Raw genomic sequence first — 19,939 nt, 5'->3', positions numbered from 1 at the left:
AATTGTGTACTTTGGCGAGGAAATCACGATGAAAAACGAGCTGGATCCGAGAATTGTATTGCAGGCGTATGAGTGTGTAATGAGTAACGGCACACCAACTGAATATGGCAAAATTTACGAGGGTGTAGAAGCGTTTTCAGATTTTGATGGATACAACGTCTTTCTTCGCGGAAATGGAGTAGAGCTTAAAGTAGGCTTTCATAATACCTACCATTTACAATACGACCAAGAACACCTCAGAGATAGCTTCCTCAAAAAAGTAACCACGCTTGCTAAGTAGAGCGAAGAATTGATATCACTCAGACGAGTATTAGCAAAAGAAAAGCCCCAGTACTTTACGTGTTTGGGGCTTTGTCCTATAGGGAGCTATTATCGCTTTTGGTTATAGCTATGGGTTATGTACAACTACATACCAGCTGTCATGTGCATGCCGTAAAACACTCCACGACCAATCAGCTCTGATGCCACTATCATTACAAATGCAATAAACATTGGTGCGATTGTTACTGAAGTACGGCGCACCAGTGGCAATAACCACAATGCAACGCCCACAGAAAGTAACACTAAGCGTGTTGTTTGTAGCGAGGTGTAGTCTGGTACAACAGCCAATGCCGTTGTTACGCTGGTTTCAATTGAACCTAAGTGAGCAGAAAGCTGCACAACTATAATCGCAACTGCAAACAAACCAACAAGACCAATCATTGGCAACGCTTTGCCTGCACATGCGCTATCGTGTTTAGCAATCGCGAGTAACAGTTGTGCTAAAGCCGCACCACTGACCACCATTGTTGCAACAAACGCTGCTGGCGTAAGGCTTGTATACCAAGTAGGCACGGTATCAATCATATACACCATTGCCATTGCATACATAAACACAACACCAACGACCATTGCGCCTAGCATTAAGCCTTTGCGAATCGCTTCGCTGCCTTTATCTAGCACTGATAGCAACCAGAACAAACCACCTAGGGCGAAAAATACGCTACCGGAAGCAATCTCGTTAGACAACCAAGAGCTACCAACCATATTCAGCGAATTCATTGCTCGCAATGGGCTACCTAAGTGCATAATAGATGCTAAGAAACCTAGCCCCATTACCGCCCAAAGACCGAACATAGCTTTATGAAGGCGCTCTTCCGCGCCTGTCGATAACTGCTTAGTTAGCAACATTGTTGCCAACACCAAAAACGCACCAACTGAAGTTTGAGCCAATACCGTAAAAACGATGAGCGGCCATTCATGCCATGCCATATTAGACCTCCTTCGGGTTAGCCAAGTAACCAGTGGTATCTCCACATGGTCGAGCATGGCGGTTTGGTTTAATCACGATATTAGGTTGAGTCAGTGATGCTTTTGGTAATGGTGCTACTTCAGCATTGTCACCGTACTTAGCACGCAGTTCGTCAATTGGACCAAATTCTAGTGCACGTAATGGGCATGACTCGATACAAATTGGTTGTAGACCTTCTGCTACGCGCTCATAACAACCATCACACTTAGTCATGTGACCTTTTGCTGCGTTGTATTGCGGTGCGCCGTAAGGACAAGCCATTGAGCAGTACTGACAACCAATACACTTATCGGTATCAACCACAACGAAGCCATCTTCACGCTTGTGCATTGCACCACTTGGACACACTTTGGTACAGGCTGGATTGGTGCAATGGTTACATGCCATTGATACATAGTATGAGAACACGTCTTGACGCCAAGTGCCGTTATCTTCAACCCAGTTGCCGCCAGCGTATTCATACACGCGACGGAAGTTAACGCCTACATCTAAATCTTTGTTGTCTTTACAAGAAAGCTGACAAGTTTTACAACCGGTGCACTTACTTGAATCAATATAAAAGCCGTATTGTTTCATGGTTTAACCTTATGCCTTCTTCACCAGTTGAACATCTACTAAGTTAGTGTGCTGAGGGTTCCCCTTAGCCAGTGGACTTGGACGCTGTGACGTTAGAACGTTAATACAGCCGCCTTTGTCTACTTTGTTCTTATCTGGTGCGTACCAAGCGCCCTCACCCAGAGCAACAACACCTGGAAGAATACGCGGTGTCACTTTGGCTGGAATATGCACTTCGCCACGGTCATTGAAAATTCGAATTAAATCGCCATTGTTGATACCACGTTGATTAGCATCGACTGGGTTAATCCACATTTCTTGTGGCGCAGCTTCTTTAAGCACAGCAACACTGCCATACGTCGAGTGGGTACGTGCTTTGTAGTGGAACCCGGTTAGCTGCAGTGGGAATTTGTCACGCAGTGGTGCATCCCAGCCTTCAAATTCTGACACTTGGATCGGCAGAGGATGAATGACGTCACCTTCAGGTAATTCCCATGTCGCGGCTATTTCCGCTAGACGCTCAGAGTAAATTTCAATCTTGCCTGAAGGCGTACCTAGTGGGCTGGCTTCTGGATTGATGCGGAAGTCTTCATAGGCGACGAATGTGTCTTTCGGCGCTTTTTGACGGAAGATACCCATCTCGCGCATCTCTTCGTAGCTTGGTAATGCAGGGTTCATCTTCAAGCTTTCAGCGTAAAGATGCTTTAACCACCCTTCTTGATCTCGTCCTTCAGTAAATTCTTGACCTACTCCCATGCGCTTTGAGATTTCCGCACACATTTCGTATACACCACGACATTCGAACTGCGGTTTGATAGCTTGGCTGGCAAAGATCATAAACGGCATGAAATCCGCTTCAGAAGACATCAAGAAATCCGATTGCTCTGAGGTGGTTAAATCTGGTAGTAAGATATCTGCGTACTTCGCCGATGCTGTCATGTGGTTTTCAATCACCACAATCATTTCACAGTCATCTTCTTTTTGCAGAATGTCGTGGGTACGGTTGATATCTGAGTGTTGATTGACCAAACAGTTACCTGCGTAGTTCCAGATAAACTTAATTGGCACTTCTAACTTTTCGCGTCCGCGAATACCATCTTTTAGCGCCGTCATATCATCAGCACGATGAATGGCATCAGACCAACCAAACACAGGAATCGACGTTTGGATAGGGTTGGACAGTGTTGGGAATGAAGCAAAGTTAAAGTAGTATGAACCCGGCATACCACCTGTACCACCTCCTGGAATGCCAACGCTACCAGTAAGAATCGAAAGCATTGCCACTGAACGTGCTGCTATTTCACCATTCGCATGACGTTGAATACCTAAGCCTTGGTGAATTGCGCATGGCTTAGTAGTAGCGATCTCGCGACCGGTTTGGATGATGATATCCACCGGTATACCCGTAATTTTTGATGCCCACTCTGGTGTTTTTTCAATGCCGTCAGGACCTTCACCAAAGATATAAGATTTGTAGTCACTCTTCGCAGGAGCTGATGCTGGCAATGTTTTCTCATCGTAACCAACGCAGTATTTATCTAAGAATGGCTGATCAACCAGATTTTCGGTGATCATCACATGTGCCATACCAGCGATGAACGCCGCATCTGTTCCTGGACGTATAGGAATCCATAGGTCTTCACGGCCACCAGCAGTGTCGGTATAACGAGGATCAATGATAATTGTACGCGCTTTCGATTGTTCTTTGCCTTCCATGTAGTAATGGATGATACCGCCGCCCGACATATTCGTTTCAGCAGGGTTATGACCAAATTGAACAATCAGTTTACTGTTCTTCATATCAGAAAAAGAGTTGCCGTATGCCCAGCCACCACCGTATGTGTAATCAAGACCATGGGTATACTGCGTTGAAGAATAAGTACCGTAGTGATTTAAATAACCACCCACAAGGTTCATCATACGAGCGATAGGGCTTGCACCTGGAGGCCATGATTTAGTAACCGTACCACCCAGAACACCAGTGCCGTAATTGATGTAAACCGCTTCATTACCATAGTCTTTGATTACTCGTTGCAGATTTGCAGCAACTTCATCGTATGCTTCTTCCCATGTAATGCGCTTAAACTTGCCTTCACCACGCTTGCCAACACGTTTCATTGGGTATTTAAGACGATCAGGGCTGTAAACACGGCGGCGCATAGAGCGGCCACGTAAACATGCGCGCACTTGGTGGTCACCATAGACATCATCGCCATAGGTGTCCGTTTCAAGCGATTTGATTTCACCATCTACGACGCGCATTTTCAGCGGGCAGCGGCTACCACAGTTTACTGGGCACGAGCTCCATACCGTCTTTTCTTCATGTGAATCGGGGGATGCAGCCTCTACAGAAGAGGATTTAAATGGAAGGGACAGGGCACTGGCGGTTGCTGCCAGTCCACCAGCCGCACTGGAAGACTTGATAAAATCACGTCTTGTCAGTCCACCGGTCATTAGTGCTTTCAGTGTGTTTTTCATAAGACAACTTCTCATTGGTTGTGAGAAAAGACTCTTTGGTCTTTGCTGCCCCTCTTTTACCCCTTAAGTAGTAGGGTTAATATTGCGCTTAATCAATAAATTTCATGTGTTCATCGCCAAAGCGTCAGATAAGTTTCAAACTTGAGATCTTGGTCATAAATTTGATTTAGTTAACATATTTGGAAATATTAATTAGAAATGAGTCTCATTTTTAACTGATATATCAGTAACGAATCATTGATCTATCTCCTTTCTTTAAATTTTTGAACTGGTATGCTCAATTAAAAATAAAATAATTAAAGTGAAATCATGCAAAATGAATCAACTGTTTTTCGCCTACTAGGTGGTCTGTTCTTCTATTCACCAAACTCAGAAAATGGCAAAACCATCCTCAGTGCATTTGAGTCACAAGATGACGAATTATTAAAAAATCTTGCACAACTGGCTATGGGGGGCGACAGCGAAGAATTAGACGCTGATTACTTCAATCTATTACAAGGTAGCGGTGACATGCCGTCTCCACCTTGGGGTTCTGCGTATTTAGATAAAGAGAATGCTCTTTTTGGCTCGTCGACCATGGAGTATCGCGAGTTTACTCGCGCTCATGGTTTGGCTTGTGATACTGGCATGCGTGAACCGGAAGACCACATTGGTTTAATGCTCATGTTAGTATCATTACTACTAGAACAAGACCATCAAGCAGCAGCCAACCAATTGCTATCCGAGCATCTGATGCCTTTTGCACCCTATATGCTAGAAGGTATGCAGCGCCACGCCGCAACAGCTTTTTACCAACAATTAGCTGTTTTCATGTTGGGTTGGTTGGAATTCTACTGCGAAGAACATCAGCTTGCTGTTATTGAGCGCCGCAATTACTGGCAAGAGAGCGAATAATGAAACCAGATAGCACTGAATTAGCCATTGAACTTACTGAGATAAACAGCAGTCGACGAGGTTTCTTTGAAGCCGTGTCGCGGGGTGTCACTCATGCTATTGGAGAGCCCAAAGCTGCCGATGTAAATCCGGGTAGACCATTGGGTGCTGTCGAGGAAGCATTGTTTGCACGCTTATGTAATCAATGTGGTAATTGCGTTGCTGCCTGCCCACAAGGAGTGCTCAGTATAGGTGACGGCGGTGCTGTAATGGATTTAAGCCTAAGTCACTGCACGTTTTGCCAAGACTGTATTTCTGTTTGCCAGACCCATGCCCTAAACCCACTCAACACGACCGATACTGGGTGGCGACCAACATTCAGCCAAAGCTGTAACGCCCGTTTATTTAATAACTGCCAAGAGTGTATCGATGATTGCCCAAGCCAGGCAATTAGTCTCACAGCTAACAGTACTCCTACTCTTTTGGAAAACTGCAACGGCTGTGGTGAGTGCTTATCAAGCTGCTACATCGGCGCGATCACTTTAGTTGAAAAGCATTAGGCTCCCCATTTAAAAGCATTCGATAAAAAAGCCACCGCAATTGCGGTGGCTTTTCTTTTCTCGGCTCTATCAACCTTATTGGCGCTCTACTTTGACTCTAAAAAAGAGAGCATAGAACAACGGGATCACCACAAGAGTGAGGATGGTAGCAAACAGCAAACCAAACATAATAGTCACCGCCATACTCTTGAAGAACGGGTCAACAAGAAGCGGTGCCACCCCCAAAATCGTAGTTAATGCGCCAAGTAATACTGGGCGCGCGCGACTCGTCGCCGCATCGATAATCGCAAAGTACGGCAGTTTACCTTGCGCTACCTCAACATCAGCTTGATCCACCAGTACGATGGCATTTTTCACCATCATTCCGATCAAGCTAAGGAAGCCTAAAATAGCCATAAACTCGAATGGAGTTTGGAATACAATCAAACCAACCGTGACACCTATGACCGCTAGCGGTGCCGTTAGCCAAATCACTAATGGCTGGCGAATAGCATTAAACATAAAGATCACGGAGAGAATCATCGCGGCAAAACCATAAGGCGCGGAAATAACCAAGCCTTCGTTTGCATCTTTTGAGGCTTTGTATTCCCCATACCAGATCAGTTTATAGCCCGGTGGCAGTTCGATTGCATCAATCTTACTGCGCACGTCACTAAACGCATCAGCGGTAAGTACTCCCGGAGCGGGATCGGCTTGCACCAAAATCGTCGGCATACGGTCAATACGTCGTAAAATCGCGTCTTGCCACACCACATCAACAGAATCGACCAATTGGCTAACAGGGACAAATCCACCTACTGATGCACTGTATACTTCGGTATTCTCAACTGCACGCTGGTGATCACGCTCATTTTCAGGAGCACGCACTACAATTGGGATCAAATCGTTACCTTCACGATACACACCAACATTACGACCAGATAATGTCTGAGCAATCGCTTGGTTGATCTCCTGTGTGGTTAAACCAAAACGCTGAGCTTCTTCAGCTGAGTATATTGGGCGAAGTACTGGCACTTGTTGACGCCAATCGTCTTGTACTGCTATTAGGTTACTATCAGCGTACATGATCGCTTTTGCTTGCTCTGCCAACTGGCGTAAAACATGACTATCCGGACCTTTAAAACCAGCTTCAATCTTCTTACCGCCACCGCGACCTAGCATGAACTTCCATACTTTGATCGATGCGTCTGGGTATTTCGCTGATAGCTCTGCTTGCAACTCCACCAATAATGGTGCGATCTTTTTATAATCGTCAATATCAATCAATAATTGCCCATAACTGGTATTGCGGGCTTCTGGGGCATAAGTCAGCATGAAGCGCAAACCGCCACCACCTATGAAGCTGGTAATATTAGTCACACCCTCTTTAACTTTTACATCTTGCTCGATGCTGGCAATAACACGCTCAGTACGACTAATATCTGAACCTTGTGGTAAGGAAACATCCACCACAAACTGAGGACGTTGTGAATCTGGCATAAAACCTGGTGGCACAAAACGTAAACCAAAAATTGCTGTAGCCATTAACACGAATAGCATCATGAGGCTGGCAATACGATGTCTCAGTACCCATGCTAGCAGTACTTTGTACATTGCCATCATACGACCATCTTTGTGCTCGCCATCGATCGCTTTCACTTTCAAAAAATCAAAGCAGAGCATCGGTGTTACGGTAACGGCGAATACCCAACTTAAAAACATTGAGTAAAGAATTACCCAAAATAGCGAGCCGGCATATTCCCCCATATCAGATGGCGAAAGACCAATCGCACTGAAAGCAAAGATACCAACCACTGTACCGCCAAGTAGTGGCCATTTCGTCGCATCCACCACTTCTGTAACAATCGTTTGTTTGTCTTCATCAGGGTTTTGCTGCAAACGAACGAGAATACCGTCGGTTACAACGATTGCGTTATCCACCAGCATACCCAGAGCAATGATCAGCGCCCCCAGCGAAATCCGTTGCATGGCGATATCTTCGATCAGCATGATACAAAGCGTACCCGCGACAGTGAGCAAAAGGACAAAGCCGATAATCACGCCCGAGCGAACACCCATAAAGACCAGCAGTACGATAAACACAATCACCACTGCGGCGATCAGGTTATCGATAAAGTTTGCAACCGAGTCACGCACCGAGTCTGACTGCATCGAAATAATCTGCAGTTCCATACCCAAAGGGCGTTGACCTTCAAGCTCTGCTATACGTGCTTTTACTGCATCCCCCATATCGACGACGTTACCGCCAGTGATATTAGAAATACCAAAACCAATCGCACGTTGACCGTTATAGCGCATCAACATACTGGCAGGTTCTTGATAGCCACGTGTCACCGTTGCAATATCACCAAGCCGCATTACGGCATTGTCTTGCCCAACGCCTATTTGCAAATTGCGTAAATCGTCAAATGAACGAATATTTGAGCTGGGGATAACGGGAATACGCATGTCTCGCGTTTCAATCGCACCTGATACGGTTACCAAGTTTTGCTTTTGCAGCACTTGGAACACTTGCTGTATCGAAACACCAAATGTGGCAAGGCGCTCACTGGAGATTTCAACAAAAATAGTTTCTTGTTGTTCTGCCAATGTTGCCGTTTTCGCCACGCCCGGAACAAGGACTAACTCTCGACGTAAACCATCGACATAGTCTTGTAACTGTTTGTCAGTAAAACCTTCACCCGTGACAGCAAAGAAGAGTGCATACACATCGGCAAAGTCATCATTAACGATTGATGGTCCTGCTCCCGGTGGTAATTGACGTTGTGCATCAGAAACTTTTCGGCGTAATTTGTCCCAAACCTGTTGCAGCTCTGCTCCGCTTTTGGCGAACTCTAGCTTTATTTCAACCGTCACTTCAGACATACCCTGCTTGGAAACTGATTTGACTTCTTTCAGTTCTTGCAGAGATTGCACTGCGCCTTCGATCACATCCGTGACTTCATCAGACACTTCTTGTGCCGTTGCGCCAGAATAAGCGGTATTAATTACTGCCTGACGAATAACAAATTCAGGGTCTTCAAAGCGCCCAAGTTTAAGGTAGCTGATGTAGCCACCGAGTAAAATCAATGCGATAAATACCCAAACGCTGGTACGTTTGGCTATTGTATAACGAGCAATATTCATCATTGAGCCTCGCTGTTACCGTTGCTCATAGGGCGGATTTGCATGCCTTCCTGTAAGCTAGACATTCCTGCAATCACCACTTGCTCGCCGACCTTCAAATGGTCTTTGATTACAACTCGATCTCGGCTAAGTGCTCCTACATCGACGTAGCGCTTACTCACTTTATTATCAGCGCCTACTACCCACACGTACTGCTTGCCCTGATTATCAGGAACAACAGCAATAATAGGCAGGGTAATCGTGGTGCTTGTCTGCTGATCATCTGAATCCGCTGGAAGTACTTTCACCGCCATGCCCGGTAGCACTCGGTAACCTTGCAAGTCATCAAAACCCAGTACTACTGCATAGGTTTGACTAATTGGATCAGCTTGAGTGGCATAGGTTCTTAGGGTCAAATCAAACAGGTGATTTGGAATCGCATTAATTTCTGCTTTCGCTTTTGTGCCATTTACTGATGACAACATCACGCTATCTGGAATATAGATAACCACTTCCAAATCATCTAAGTCATGCAAAGTAAATACGGGTGTATTGGCTTGAATTTGTACGTAATTATCGACAAATCGACGACCGATAATGCCATCAAACGGCGCTTTAATTTCCGTGTAATCTAGCTGACGCTGCGCATCATCACGACGGTTTTTCGCTAAGTTATAACGCGTAGTAATCTCATCAAGTTGGCTTTTAGATATCGCCTTACTTTTCTCGTAAATCGCCTTAGCTCGTTGGTATTCTACTTCGGTATTTTTCAACTCGAGCTTTGCCGATGCTAATGCGGTTTGCGCATCACGTGAATCTAAACGCGCCAATAATTGCCCTTCGCGGACACGATCGCCTTCATTAACTAACAGCTGTGTAAGCATTCCACCGACACGAAACGATAAATCTGCTCGCTCAGCGGCTCGTACAACGCCGTTAAAGCTTAGGCTGTCGCCACGGGTAGCTGAGACAAGTTCTGTTAATGCCGGCTTCACCACGGGAGCGATTACCGTTGGTTTAACTTCTTCGCCACAGCCAACAAGAGCCAAACTAGCGATTGATAAACTCACTGCCATCGCTAGCGCCTTTAACGAAACCATGACCGATAATTTGTGCGCGTTTTTCACAGAATTCTCCAATTAGGAAAGTATTGACCCGCTCTTTAACGAGCGTCTCAAAGTAAACTTATGTGTCTATTTTAGGATTCTATTTCAGGACTTCAACAAAGTAAACTCTCAAGTTTACCTTTTATTAAACTATTGCTAAACTAGCCCTAGATTCAACTAGGAGTGAACCTATGACACGCTCAGAACAGAAGCGGCTCGCCATCATCAACGCGGCAAAACTGGAATTTATAGAAAACGGATTTTCTGCTGCCAATATGAATAATATCTGCACTGTGGCTGAAGTCTCAAAGCGCACCTTATACCGACACTTTGAGAGCAAAGAGTTGCTGTTTGAAGAAGTATTAGCTGACGTACAAGAAAGTACAATTCGCGATGGGTGTTATCCTTTCAATGCCGATCTCCCTCTCGAACAGCAGCTTAAAGCCATCACTGTACGTGAAGTGGATGTGATGTATAACACCTATGGAATTGCGCTCTCACGCACTATTGTTATGGAGTTTTTCCGTCAACCTGAGTTAGCAAAGAGCATTACCCATCGTTTGTATCGTAACCGTGCAGTGAATCGTTGGTTTGAACAAGCGGTCCAAGCGGAGAAGCTAATCGCTCCTGATGTGCAGACCATCACCAGCGTTTATTTCAGTGTTTTCCAAGGATTACTGTTTTGGCCACAGGTACTTGATCTATTACCATTGCCAGAAGATGAGATGTTGGAACAAAAGATCGACATCATCGTAAGCACAGTATTGCGAGCTTTTGCCCCACAAATAAATTAATTTTTTTAGATGCCAAATACAGAAAAAGCCCCGAAGGGCTTTTCTTATTGATAGCGTTCCATAAAGTAAATCACATTGTTAGAACCGCCTGATACGCCAAATGTGGCTAGCGCTTTTGGTGGCTGCCAGAAACCACTTTGCCCAGTACATTCACTTGGTATCGCTGTACTTAAATCACTATCCACTTCCCAGCAGTACCCTAACCATTTCTCTACGCCCGCACTAAATTGCATTGGCACTAGCGCACTACCTGGTGCATCGGCACCTATATTGGTGCTCATTCTGCGATTCGAGGATGGATTACTTTCCATTGAACTACCCATTAATACAGGCATTGCTTGACCCACAACAGCAGGTTCAGTCACGACGTCATTCACCTCTGGCAACTGGGCTTGATTACTTTGACCTATTTGCGTCCAGTCATCCCAATCATTGATTGAAAACTGATTGCTATTCCAATACTCGGTTTGAATAGCCATTGGGAATAGTTGATTAATCGGACCTGACGCATTTTTAATCACCAAACGCCCAAAGCGCACATCAATTGGCTCACCCAACAGTATCTCTTGCCCACTGAAATCTTCTGTCATGTCACTTTGTTCATAAACCGGCACCGATAATCCAGCAATATTATCTTCAACCGTCGCTTGTAGTTGAACATTGCTCAGCTCTTGCTTGCAGCCAACATCACGATAGAACTGATAAGGCTGGCTAGATAACTGCCACTGTCCATTTGACCAAGTATCATCAAATTCGATCGACTTCATCTCTTCATCAACCAATAGAGATCGGCTACAAGCGGGCAAAGAAGAGTCGCCATAATCAAAGCTGAGATCAGCTAAAGCAGGCAACTCGTTACTCGCCAATTTAGATGCATCATAAAAACTCAAATCTCGGTTGTTTGCGCTTTTTGCTTGCAGGGTAAAAACCACGTCTACATCTGGTTTGCCAAAGTAAGTCCACGGTTCACCACTGTGATCCATAGGAACCTCATAGCGGCGAGTCATTGAATAGTGATCAGGGTAGAAATACCCAACGACATCATGATTCGCCAAATCCGTCACTTTGCTGGTATCAAGAAAACTATTTAGATTGGTTAATCCATTATAGCTACCCACAACCCAACGAGTTTGAAGCGAACCCACGTTGTCGTACTCAAACTTGTTCTGCAATATGCCATCACTAAATTCACGGTTAAAGCCACTTGGCGAAGTCAACGCTGGTTTGGTTGCCGACTGACTAGCCGGTACAGTAATACTCGCGCTGTGACCTGTTGCACCTGAAGACAATTGCGCATCGAAGTTTTGCGTAATCACGCCATCTTTGGCAACGGCTGCCACCTCTACTATGAATGGTGTTCCAGCTGAAACAAATGGAGAAGAACCATATTGGCTCACTACATTCTCATCATCGGCTTGATAATTTTGTCGGACCACCAAAGCGTAAGGAGCAAAGTTCTCGCTAAATTCAGCTGATTTCAAGGTTCCTTCTTCTGGCAAATAGTCAGCCTTGATATTTAGTCTCCCTGACTCTGAGTAGCTGGTTGGCAAAACCTCACTGACACCATTTGAAAATGAGATAGTGCGATCTTCACCGCTTGTATTGAGTGCTTTACCTTTAAGCGCAAGATTGCCGAGTACTTTCTCTAACCCTTGGTCGTAACGGAGAGTAAAAGTTTTATCGCCTTGGTAATCTGGGTCAATACGACATTGTGTTTGATCTTCTAACGCAACATTACGCACAAGTTGGATGTTAAATTCCTCACCCGCTTTGTAATAGCTTGGCGCTTGGTACGGTATTATCTTGAAACCTTCTTTGCTAAACCGCGCAGAATCACTATCAGAGCCGACATTGACGGCATTAGCTGTTAGCGTGACATTTTGCAACTCTGAATCTGTCGCCACCCAAATCGTACGTTCCAAATTACTGCCTTTGCTGAACAATATGGTTTTGCCATCATTACAATGTGTTTGTGATGTTGCATTGCCTCGATAAAATGGCGCTGCATTGAACCAACAACCTGCGGGAGGGGTGTCAAAGCTCACATCAACATTGATATCTTCAGATAGTTGACCACCGTCGACATCCAACAAAATTTTGTATTGCGCGACTTCACAGGTTAGCGGCGATCCCGGAGCGTTAACTTGGATACCTTTAACTGGATTACCGATTTCGAAGCTGTGGTCTTCAACTTCACCATCATAAGCTTCGCCATATGGGCTTTGAACTAGCGAGCTTGCATATCGAACACGCAAATAACCTCGACTACCATGACTGGTTGGTAAAACTGGCACACTAATGCCGCGACTTAGGTCATTGATCACGTACCATTTGCTGTCATTGCCCCAATTTACCCAAGCAGATACATGACCACTACCACGCTTATCAACATGAATAGAATAGTTGCGACCAGGAATTAAAGGCTCTTCATCAATATTTATGATTGTGCCAGTTGTTCGATCTGAAACTTGTACGCCGTCATCAGACAAATCCGAAGCTGCTTCAGGATCATGACCCGGTCCAATATCCGCTGACCACGTATTACCCAATTTCAAAAATTCTGAACTGCCTAGATGACGAGCAGGGTTACCACCTTCTAACGCTTCTGGTACATCACCATAATCGGCATGGATCGCACAGCCCCCCGCATCATTGCTGGTAGTGGATTCATCGACGCCTTTTAGTTCAAAGCGAATCTCTTGCTTGGCGATATCAATAGAATAGAGCGCAGTGGTTGGTGTTCTCTGTTCAAATGAATCTCGTTTGCCATTTTGGTTCAAATCATGAATACCACCATTGGTCATGGCAAACATGATACCGCCTTTGTTGATGGCAACTCCGCCGGCACCAAGCTTGCCAGTACTGCCCTCAACTGGCCAGACTGGTTTCGCGGCACTAGAACTGGAGTTAAGCTTAAGCTCTAAGCCTAAGTATGTATAACTACCCGCGGGTTCAGAGCTGGAAACATCTCTGATTGCAATACGATAAAGCCCTCTTAAATTTCCTGCCAAAGCATACACATAAGAACTATTCGATTCTTTTGGATTAAAAGCAAAATCGGCGCTCCAAGGTACATTCTCTCCATTGGGAATATCTAGCTGAATCGTATCAAATAGACCGGTAGCGAGATCAATTCGAACCAGGCTATGCCAAGATCCTCTCCCGATGATCATATAGCGACCATCAATACTCACATCGCCTGCGTTAGCACGAGACAGGCGTCTACTGGCGTAACTAGCCTGCTTTTTAGTATCCAAGACTTCATTTTGAGCAAAGGTATACGTGCTGCCTAACTTGTCACGAATAACAACATCACTACGAGCAGCTCGAATTGGTGTTAGATGATGAAACTCAGCACCTTGACTTTGGTCGGCGGCGAATAGATGAATCTCGCAACCAAAACGGCTACCCGAAGCACAACCATAACGACTATCTGAGCCAACACCATAAGTCAAACCATCTGCTTGGCTCAAACCAACCACTTTAATCTCATCGGTAGATAGTGACGCATTGATATTTTCAATTGCCAACTCACCGCCACTCGCTACCCACTTAGCGTATTGGTAATTTCCATCGTGTTCCTGAGCTTTCACTTGAATGAAACCATCACAGCGGCCGGGTTGCGGAAGTAAGTCACCATTTGTGACATACACTAAATGGTCTTCAACTTCACCATATGTAGCTTGCCCTTCCTTTAATTCTAGGGCTAAGCGTAAGTAGGTATTATCAATTTCATCGGGCCATTTGTGGTTGCCATTCCAATTAACCGAAACGCTCTGCATCTGATTACTGGATTGAATAATTACTTGTTTCCATTCGTCTTTGCTCATTGCCTTATTAGAGTCAAAGTCAATCCAAGCGTGAAGCTTTGCGTTCCGCCCCGTATTGTTAAAGATTTGAATATCTTTAACCTCAACCAGATTTTGTTTTTTGATAATAATCGGCGAATCAAAGGTTAACTCATCATTAAAACCGGCTTGGTCATCACCAATAGCATAGTCAGAACTGTGTGCAGAACGTTCTACATCTGGCGCTTCTTTACCAATATAAAGATTTGGAACCACACGATATCCTACCGATAATTCTTTGTGGTACTCACTTGGTAAATCACCGTAATCTAATCCCACTTCACAGCCGAATTTCACATTATCAAGAATATTACCTGAAGAGCTTTTGTCTGGCAGATTACCTCTAAACGCAATGCGCGTGACGTACTGACCTTGGGGAACAGTATAGACTTCGGAGTGGTTCACCCAACGATCCTGACCGTCAATGATTTGATCTTCCGTTAGCTCACTATTTGGGCTACCAAACAATAGCGATATCTGATCGTTATTGGCACTGTTTGGATAAGTACGGTTTGAATAGTCAAACGACCAACGAATCTTATCTCCCGGATTGGTCACTATGTCTTGATACAACATAGTCGGATTGTAGACATTCATTTCAGCCACATTAGCACTGCCATCAGAAGATGGAGTATTGACGTAGTAGTCATAACGGTTAAATTCGATATGGTTACGGCGTGGCTGAGGTGGAAGGTAGTTTTGAGGGTTTGCCGCAGGATCTAATTGTTGAATAGACCAACCGGCCACTGAGCTTTCAGGGGTATCCCAACCATTGTGGTCACGCTCGACAAAAAATCGCTCAAACGAGCCGTTTTGCAAACCGGCTTCACAGCCGACCACCTTCAAGGAAGGCGCGGCAAGCCATACTTGGTAGTCTTCTACTTCACCATCTGGAGCGACCCCTGTAGGGTTGGAAATCGACTCTTTATCCGTTGAATAGCGAACTCTTAAAAAGCTTTCACCGTGTACGTCATAAGCTGATAGATAAATATCATCAATTAAGTTATCACCCGCTTGAACAGCCAGACGATCAACGATTTTTTCCGAAACAAACTGTTGGTTGCGCTGAAAACCTTGCCAACTGCCATCTTGATTTTTATCTAACCAAATAGAGACATAGCCCGCTTTTGATGTTCTGACCGAGATCTGGTTGGCTACTTGCTGCTCGACACCATTTTGCTCGAGATAGCTTGTAACTAACACTCTCATTGATGGCAAGTCCGACTCATCATTAAAAGGGGGAAGTTCTGTATGATTTGGGTTAATAACAATGCCATCATCCCCCTCATCACTAGTCGCATAGCGAGATGGGGTTGCCTCACTCTCTTCCGTAATGTGAGGCGAACAATAGCTTGCTGCCATCGGTAACAAACAAACACCTGATTTGACTGTATGTCTTGCACCATTATCGGTCTTCGTCACTTCGAATCGAGCATCATCCCAACCTGTGAGTAGGTCTTCGTTCGGCGCATCACCGTAATCATATTTACCACCGCCAGCAATGACCGTCTGCCCCATTTCTGAGGTATTACCGCATTTATCAATCGCAATGGAGGTGATTGAATCACCACTATTGAACCGTGACGTGTCTAAATTACAGCTGTTAATATCACCGTTATTGTCTAACCCACAGGTACCAAGGAATATGGTCCCTTCCAGAGTATTGTTGGTTGCTTGACCGTCGGCTTTGTAAAGTTCAATGGTGATATCGTCGATACTTCCATCACACTGTTTAGTAAAATGATCAATGTTAGTTAAGGTAACTCGACCAATCGTAACCCCTTGAGTAGAAACACTTTGTAAGATTGGATAGTCAATACCGTAGTTACTGATCCCTCCCGACCAAAGATACTGTTGATCATTAGGCGAGTGGTGACCAATCATGTGAGTCATACGCAAATCAATAGCTAGACCGCTCGTGTTCGAGAAGGTGTTATGGCTGATTCGGTTACTGTTACCTTGGTATATACGAACGGCAGACGCAACAGGGTACGAATCACCCACAACTTCGCCACCAGTACCTGTATGATAAAACGCATTTCCCTCAATCGCATTACCTGAACCACTATATATAAACAGTGCAGCATCTTCATACGGGGACGTTTCATTATTAACCGTATCATTAAAAATATTGCGGGCAATGATATTGTCTTCGCCGCTCACAATCTTTACGCCAGAATCTTTCGTGTGATTAAAGCTATTCCCAATCAACTTTATTTCATCACTGCCATTTATATAAATGGCATCATCAAAGTAGTCCCAATTAGTCCCTGAAATACGAATGTCTTCACTGCCAATGATTTCTAAGCCATAGTCACCTTCAACTGGGTTGGTTCGACCATTTCGCATGGTAAGTGGTCGTGACCCTCCTAGTCTTACCGTGGCATCTACATTAGTATCCTCAGTATCAATGATTTGCAGCTTAGACTGCAGAACAATGTCGTGGATTTGGTTAACGAAAATCGCGTTATCGACCTTGATTAGATGCCCTTCTTGACGAAGTTTCTCTTTAGTAAGATAGCTACCCTTGCGACCATTAACCAAGTAACGGGTATTAATTAGAAACTGGCGTAATGTACCAATACCAGCATCATGGTGGTTGCTCACTACGCTATAGCTAAATCCAACGCTAGCATCGACATCACGACCTCGAACATGTACTTCACGCTCGTATTTTTCACTCAGCGACGGATAAACCCGAACAGGTAAGCATGGGTTGCAATCACCACGTTCAGAATAAAGGTCGCCATCTAAATCATCCCTGCTCGAACCTTTACCTGGTAACGTTAATGTATATTTACCATTAGGAATGTCATCAAATTCGAAGTAGCCATCGGAACCCGTATATGCTGTCCAATAATAATTAGGATGGTTCTTTCTAGCTAAACGCACCTCGATACTAAAATCACTCATGGCTGACATACCATAAATTGGATTAAAGTTACGCGATATCCCACCATAGTCATAGTGTTCGAAAACAAAGCCTCTAACATCACCATTATTGTCAGCAAACGAAAGCGGAGAAATAAATAGTGCTAGAACGAATACAATCCATTTGTTTTTCATGGTCTCACCTCTACTTCAAATTTTCGGCTTACTCGGTAGGCTTGTTCTGAACAGGTTGCAGTGGAAGTCACAATGGTGGCATCACCATTGAGTGTGCAGGTAGCTTCAATTCGGCAACCAGGAAATGCATCTAACTGATATAACGGTAAACATGATGCGGTTCGTGTCCCCTCAACGGGCACCAGTTCATAAACTAATCGTTCAACCAAAGAGCGGGATGCCCAGTAAGCACGAGTACTGAGTACTTCATAGGTATTGGCTTGGGCACTTTGTTGGTTCATGTTGATAAGTTGTCCGGCAAAGAAAGTCGCGATAATCATGACAAATAAAATCACCACTAACGCACTGCCTTCTTGCGCTTTATTGGCTATTGAGAATTTGCGCATTTTGCATAAACTCCACGGCTTCTTTGCCTTGATTAATGTTCAGTGAGAATCGTAAATTCGCGGTGCTCGAATAAGTCCCATTAAAACCCAAAGAAAAAACGTTCTGTGTTTCATTTACTCCTTGGGCAAATTTGACTGATGGTTGGCCGTTGTATTGTCCAAGCCCCGCAAATGAAATGGGGTAACTCGGGTAATAACGCAATTGCTTATTCTCAACACAAAACTGCCGCGCAAACGGTTGATACACAAATAAGCGGTTTGAAGGCGTTAAAGGAAGGCGAGAAAGAGTTTCAGCTATGGTTAACGATTGAGCCTCAGCCGATTTTAAGGTGTAGATTTGCTTTTCATCATTAGCACCTTGATAAAGATCAGCCGATGCTGTTGGGTAGATGCTGACAAAACAAGGGCTCGCAGGGTCAATAAAACAGCTTGCGAGTTGGTTTTTAACGGGATACGCCATCGGGAACGCTGCATCAGATTTGGTAATATCAAGTTCCATCTGTTCAGGTAAAAACTCACCGACATACAATAATGGTATGTATTCCATACAACGGCCATCATCAAGCATTCGAGAGCTTAGCGGCACGGTGTTCGCCAATTCACGCCCAAAACGAGCCAATACGAAGCGTGCCTCTTCTAGAGCATGAAGGCGGTATTTATTCTCAACAAATAGCGAAGAACTGATCACGCCAAAGTTAATTAACCCTAGAGAAATAATTCCAATGATGATCATGCTGACCACCATCTCAATCAAGGTAAAGCCTTTCACTTTCATTAGTAATTACTCCGAAAGGCGTTAAAAGTAAGTGGTTGCCCACTCGCTCCATTTGTAATCGACAACGTCACTTGTTTGGTCGGTGTTGGCGTACTTCCCGCTGGTAATGCTTGGAACTGGTCGTTTGCGTAGCGAACCGTAATCGTGACGAGGAACCCTGCAAACGGTCCATCGATATCCAAACCAAAATCGACGATAGCGATAGCCTTGCCGTCTGTATCGTAGTCATCAAAATCGTCACGGATGCGGTTTAGATCGTTACTATCTAAGCCAAGCTGAGTGGAACAAGGTAAGTCCACACTACCGCAGCGATCAACATGCTGAATGTTCACTTCGTCAAATTCACGTGAATACATCTCTTGCAGCAACCACGTAGCGACTTGTGATGCGCGCTGTTGCGTTAGCGCATCGGCAGTCTGTGCTGTTGTGGGAGCTAAAAGTGAGGAGAATGCGAGCATTAAAAAACCCGCCAACGTAATGGCGATGACATTCTCAATCAGAGAGAAGCCTTTAGCTCTAGTTGCAGCCATCTACATAACCCTCTCTATGGACTGTTATGCGTTTATCGCTGCCTTGTGCTGCTGTGATATCAATAGTGATGGTTTGATTGCTTTCGGTGGCGGCACTGACGTAGCGCCCCATCGAGTCAAAATAAAATTGATTGGGTGAAAAGCGAATCCCTCGATTAATATCTTCGTCGCTTAACTGCACTAATTGGCTACATTTAGAACCAATACAGCTTTCACTGTGATCGAGATTTAAGCTGCTGTTGCGCCATTCCACCTTAGTTGGGCTGACGACAATTTGGTAAGCAGACGTTGTAGCGACGTCATTCATTGCCTGTGTTTGCACACGACGAATGGCTGATTTCGCTGTCGCGCAATAAGCTGGAACAGAAAAACCAGAAAATGACGGAAATTTGGTGTACGCAACTACCCCTACAATTGAGAGAATGATGATAGTCACGACTAACTCCACCAACGTGAAGCCAGTGGTATAACGATTATTTGACAGCATGGGCAAGTATATTGAGCGTTTATTGTTCTAATTTTTTCCGTCTCAATTGTAACCTTATTAGCCAATTGTTACATTTTATTTTTCG

Annotated in this window: 14 protein-coding genes; 4 read left to right on the top strand and 10 right to left on the bottom strand. The window is 44.7% G+C overall.

Annotated features, from left to right (window positions below; genetic code table 11):
- Positions 1 to 28 precede the first annotated feature (28 nt).
- On the top strand, positions 29 to 280 hold the full coding sequence (locus tag L4C38_RS02695) for a DUF3081 domain-containing protein (RefSeq protein ID WP_428795969.1): 252 nt from the start codon (positions 29 to 31) through the stop codon (positions 278 to 280).
- Positions 281 to 405: 125 nt separating this feature from the next.
- Here the strand turns inward: L4C38_RS02695 and L4C38_RS02690 are convergent, their stop codons facing one another.
- The 3 genes from L4C38_RS02690 to L4C38_RS02680 are packed head-to-tail and all read right to left on the bottom strand — an operon-like array spanning position 406 to position 4,324.
- Positions 406 to 1,251 (bottom strand): DmsC/YnfH family molybdoenzyme membrane anchor subunit, encoded by an 846-nt coding sequence (locus L4C38_RS02690; RefSeq protein ID WP_428795968.1) that lies wholly within the window; start codon positions 1,249 to 1,251, stop codon positions 406 to 408.
- Between the two features lies 1 nt (position 1,252).
- On the bottom strand, positions 1,253 to 1,867 hold the full coding sequence (locus tag L4C38_RS02685; protein ID WP_182107355.1) for a DMSO/selenate family reductase complex B subunit: 615 nt from the start codon (positions 1,865 to 1,867) through the stop codon (positions 1,253 to 1,255).
- Positions 1,868 to 1,876: 9 nt separating this feature from the next.
- On the bottom strand, positions 1,877 to 4,324 hold the full coding sequence (locus L4C38_RS02680; protein WP_428795967.1) for a DmsA/YnfE/YnfF family dimethyl sulfoxide reductase: 2,448 nt from the start codon (positions 4,322 to 4,324) through the stop codon (positions 1,877 to 1,879).
- A gap of 309 nt (positions 4,325 to 4,633) precedes the next feature.
- On the opposite strand from L4C38_RS02680, the gene L4C38_RS02675 reads away from it, so the two are divergent.
- Both L4C38_RS02675 and napF read left to right on the top strand, forming a co-directional pair.
- Positions 4,634 to 5,218 carry a molecular chaperone TorD family protein gene (locus tag L4C38_RS02675; RefSeq protein WP_428795966.1) on the top strand — a complete coding sequence of 195 codons (585 nt, stop codon included), beginning with the start codon at positions 4,634 to 4,636 and terminating at the stop codon, positions 5,216 to 5,218.
- Positions 5,218 to 5,757, top strand: a complete 540-nt coding sequence (gene napF, locus L4C38_RS02670) for a ferredoxin-type protein NapF (protein WP_428795965.1) — start codon at positions 5,218 to 5,220, stop codon at positions 5,755 to 5,757. Before L4C38_RS02675 ends, napF begins: the two co-directional genes overlap by 1 nt.
- Before the next feature lie 75 nt (positions 5,758 to 5,832).
- Here the strand turns inward: napF and L4C38_RS02665 are convergent, their stop codons facing one another.
- Together L4C38_RS02665 and L4C38_RS02660 are read right to left on the bottom strand one after the other, a co-directional pair.
- Positions 5,833 to 8,883: an efflux RND transporter permease subunit gene (locus tag L4C38_RS02665; RefSeq protein WP_428796024.1), complete on the bottom strand. Its 3,051-nt coding sequence runs from the start codon at positions 8,881 to 8,883 to the stop codon at positions 5,833 to 5,835.
- Positions 8,883 to 9,989, bottom strand: a complete 1,107-nt coding sequence (locus tag L4C38_RS02660) for an efflux RND transporter periplasmic adaptor subunit (RefSeq protein WP_428795964.1) — start codon at positions 9,987 to 9,989, stop codon at positions 8,883 to 8,885. The genes L4C38_RS02665 and L4C38_RS02660 overlap by 1 nt, the downstream gene beginning before the upstream one ends.
- 170 nt (positions 9,990 to 10,159) lie before the next feature.
- Here L4C38_RS02660 and L4C38_RS02655 point away from each other — a divergent pair, with 170 nt between their 5' ends.
- Positions 10,160 to 10,762 (top strand): TetR/AcrR family transcriptional regulator, encoded by a 603-nt coding sequence (locus L4C38_RS02655; protein WP_428795963.1) that lies wholly within the window; start codon positions 10,160 to 10,162, stop codon positions 10,760 to 10,762.
- A gap of 44 nt (positions 10,763 to 10,806) precedes the next feature.
- Here L4C38_RS02655 and L4C38_RS02650 read toward each other — a convergent pair whose 3' ends face one another.
- The 5 genes from L4C38_RS02650 to L4C38_RS02630 are packed head-to-tail and all read right to left on the bottom strand — an operon-like array spanning position 10,807 to position 19,854.
- A complete protein-coding gene (locus tag L4C38_RS02650) occupies positions 10,807 to 17,676 on the bottom strand; it encodes a GEVED domain-containing protein (protein WP_428795962.1) in 6,870 nt (2,289 codons plus the stop codon).
- Entirely contained in the window at positions 17,673 to 18,062 is a 390-nt protein-coding gene (locus L4C38_RS02645) for an MSHA biogenesis protein MshP (RefSeq protein ID WP_428795961.1), read from the bottom strand. The genes L4C38_RS02650 and L4C38_RS02645 overlap by 4 nt, the downstream gene beginning before the upstream one ends.
- Positions 18,037 to 18,837 carry a prepilin-type N-terminal cleavage/methylation domain-containing protein gene (locus L4C38_RS02640; RefSeq protein WP_428795960.1) on the bottom strand — a complete coding sequence of 267 codons (801 nt, stop codon included), beginning with the start codon at positions 18,835 to 18,837 and terminating at the stop codon, positions 18,037 to 18,039. The genes L4C38_RS02645 and L4C38_RS02640 overlap by 26 nt, the downstream gene beginning before the upstream one ends.
- Complete coding sequence (locus L4C38_RS02635) at positions 18,837 to 19,367, bottom strand: type IV pilus modification PilV family protein (RefSeq protein WP_428795959.1); 531 nt, start codon at positions 19,365 to 19,367, stop codon at positions 18,837 to 18,839. Before L4C38_RS02635 ends, L4C38_RS02640 begins: the two co-directional genes overlap by 1 nt.
- Positions 19,354 to 19,854, bottom strand: coding sequence for a pilus assembly FimT family protein (locus L4C38_RS02630; protein ID WP_428795958.1), 501 nt, complete (start codon positions 19,852 to 19,854; stop codon positions 19,354 to 19,356). The genes L4C38_RS02635 and L4C38_RS02630 overlap by 14 nt, the downstream gene beginning before the upstream one ends.
- Positions 19,855 to 19,939 lie beyond the last annotated feature (85 nt).

It is taken from the genome of Vibrio kasasachensis (assembly GCF_050337565.1).
Taxonomy (GTDB): Bacteria; Pseudomonadota; Gammaproteobacteria; order Enterobacterales; family Vibrionaceae; genus Vibrio; species Vibrio kasasachensis.
This window is presented reverse-complemented; position numbering and strand designations above follow the sequence as displayed.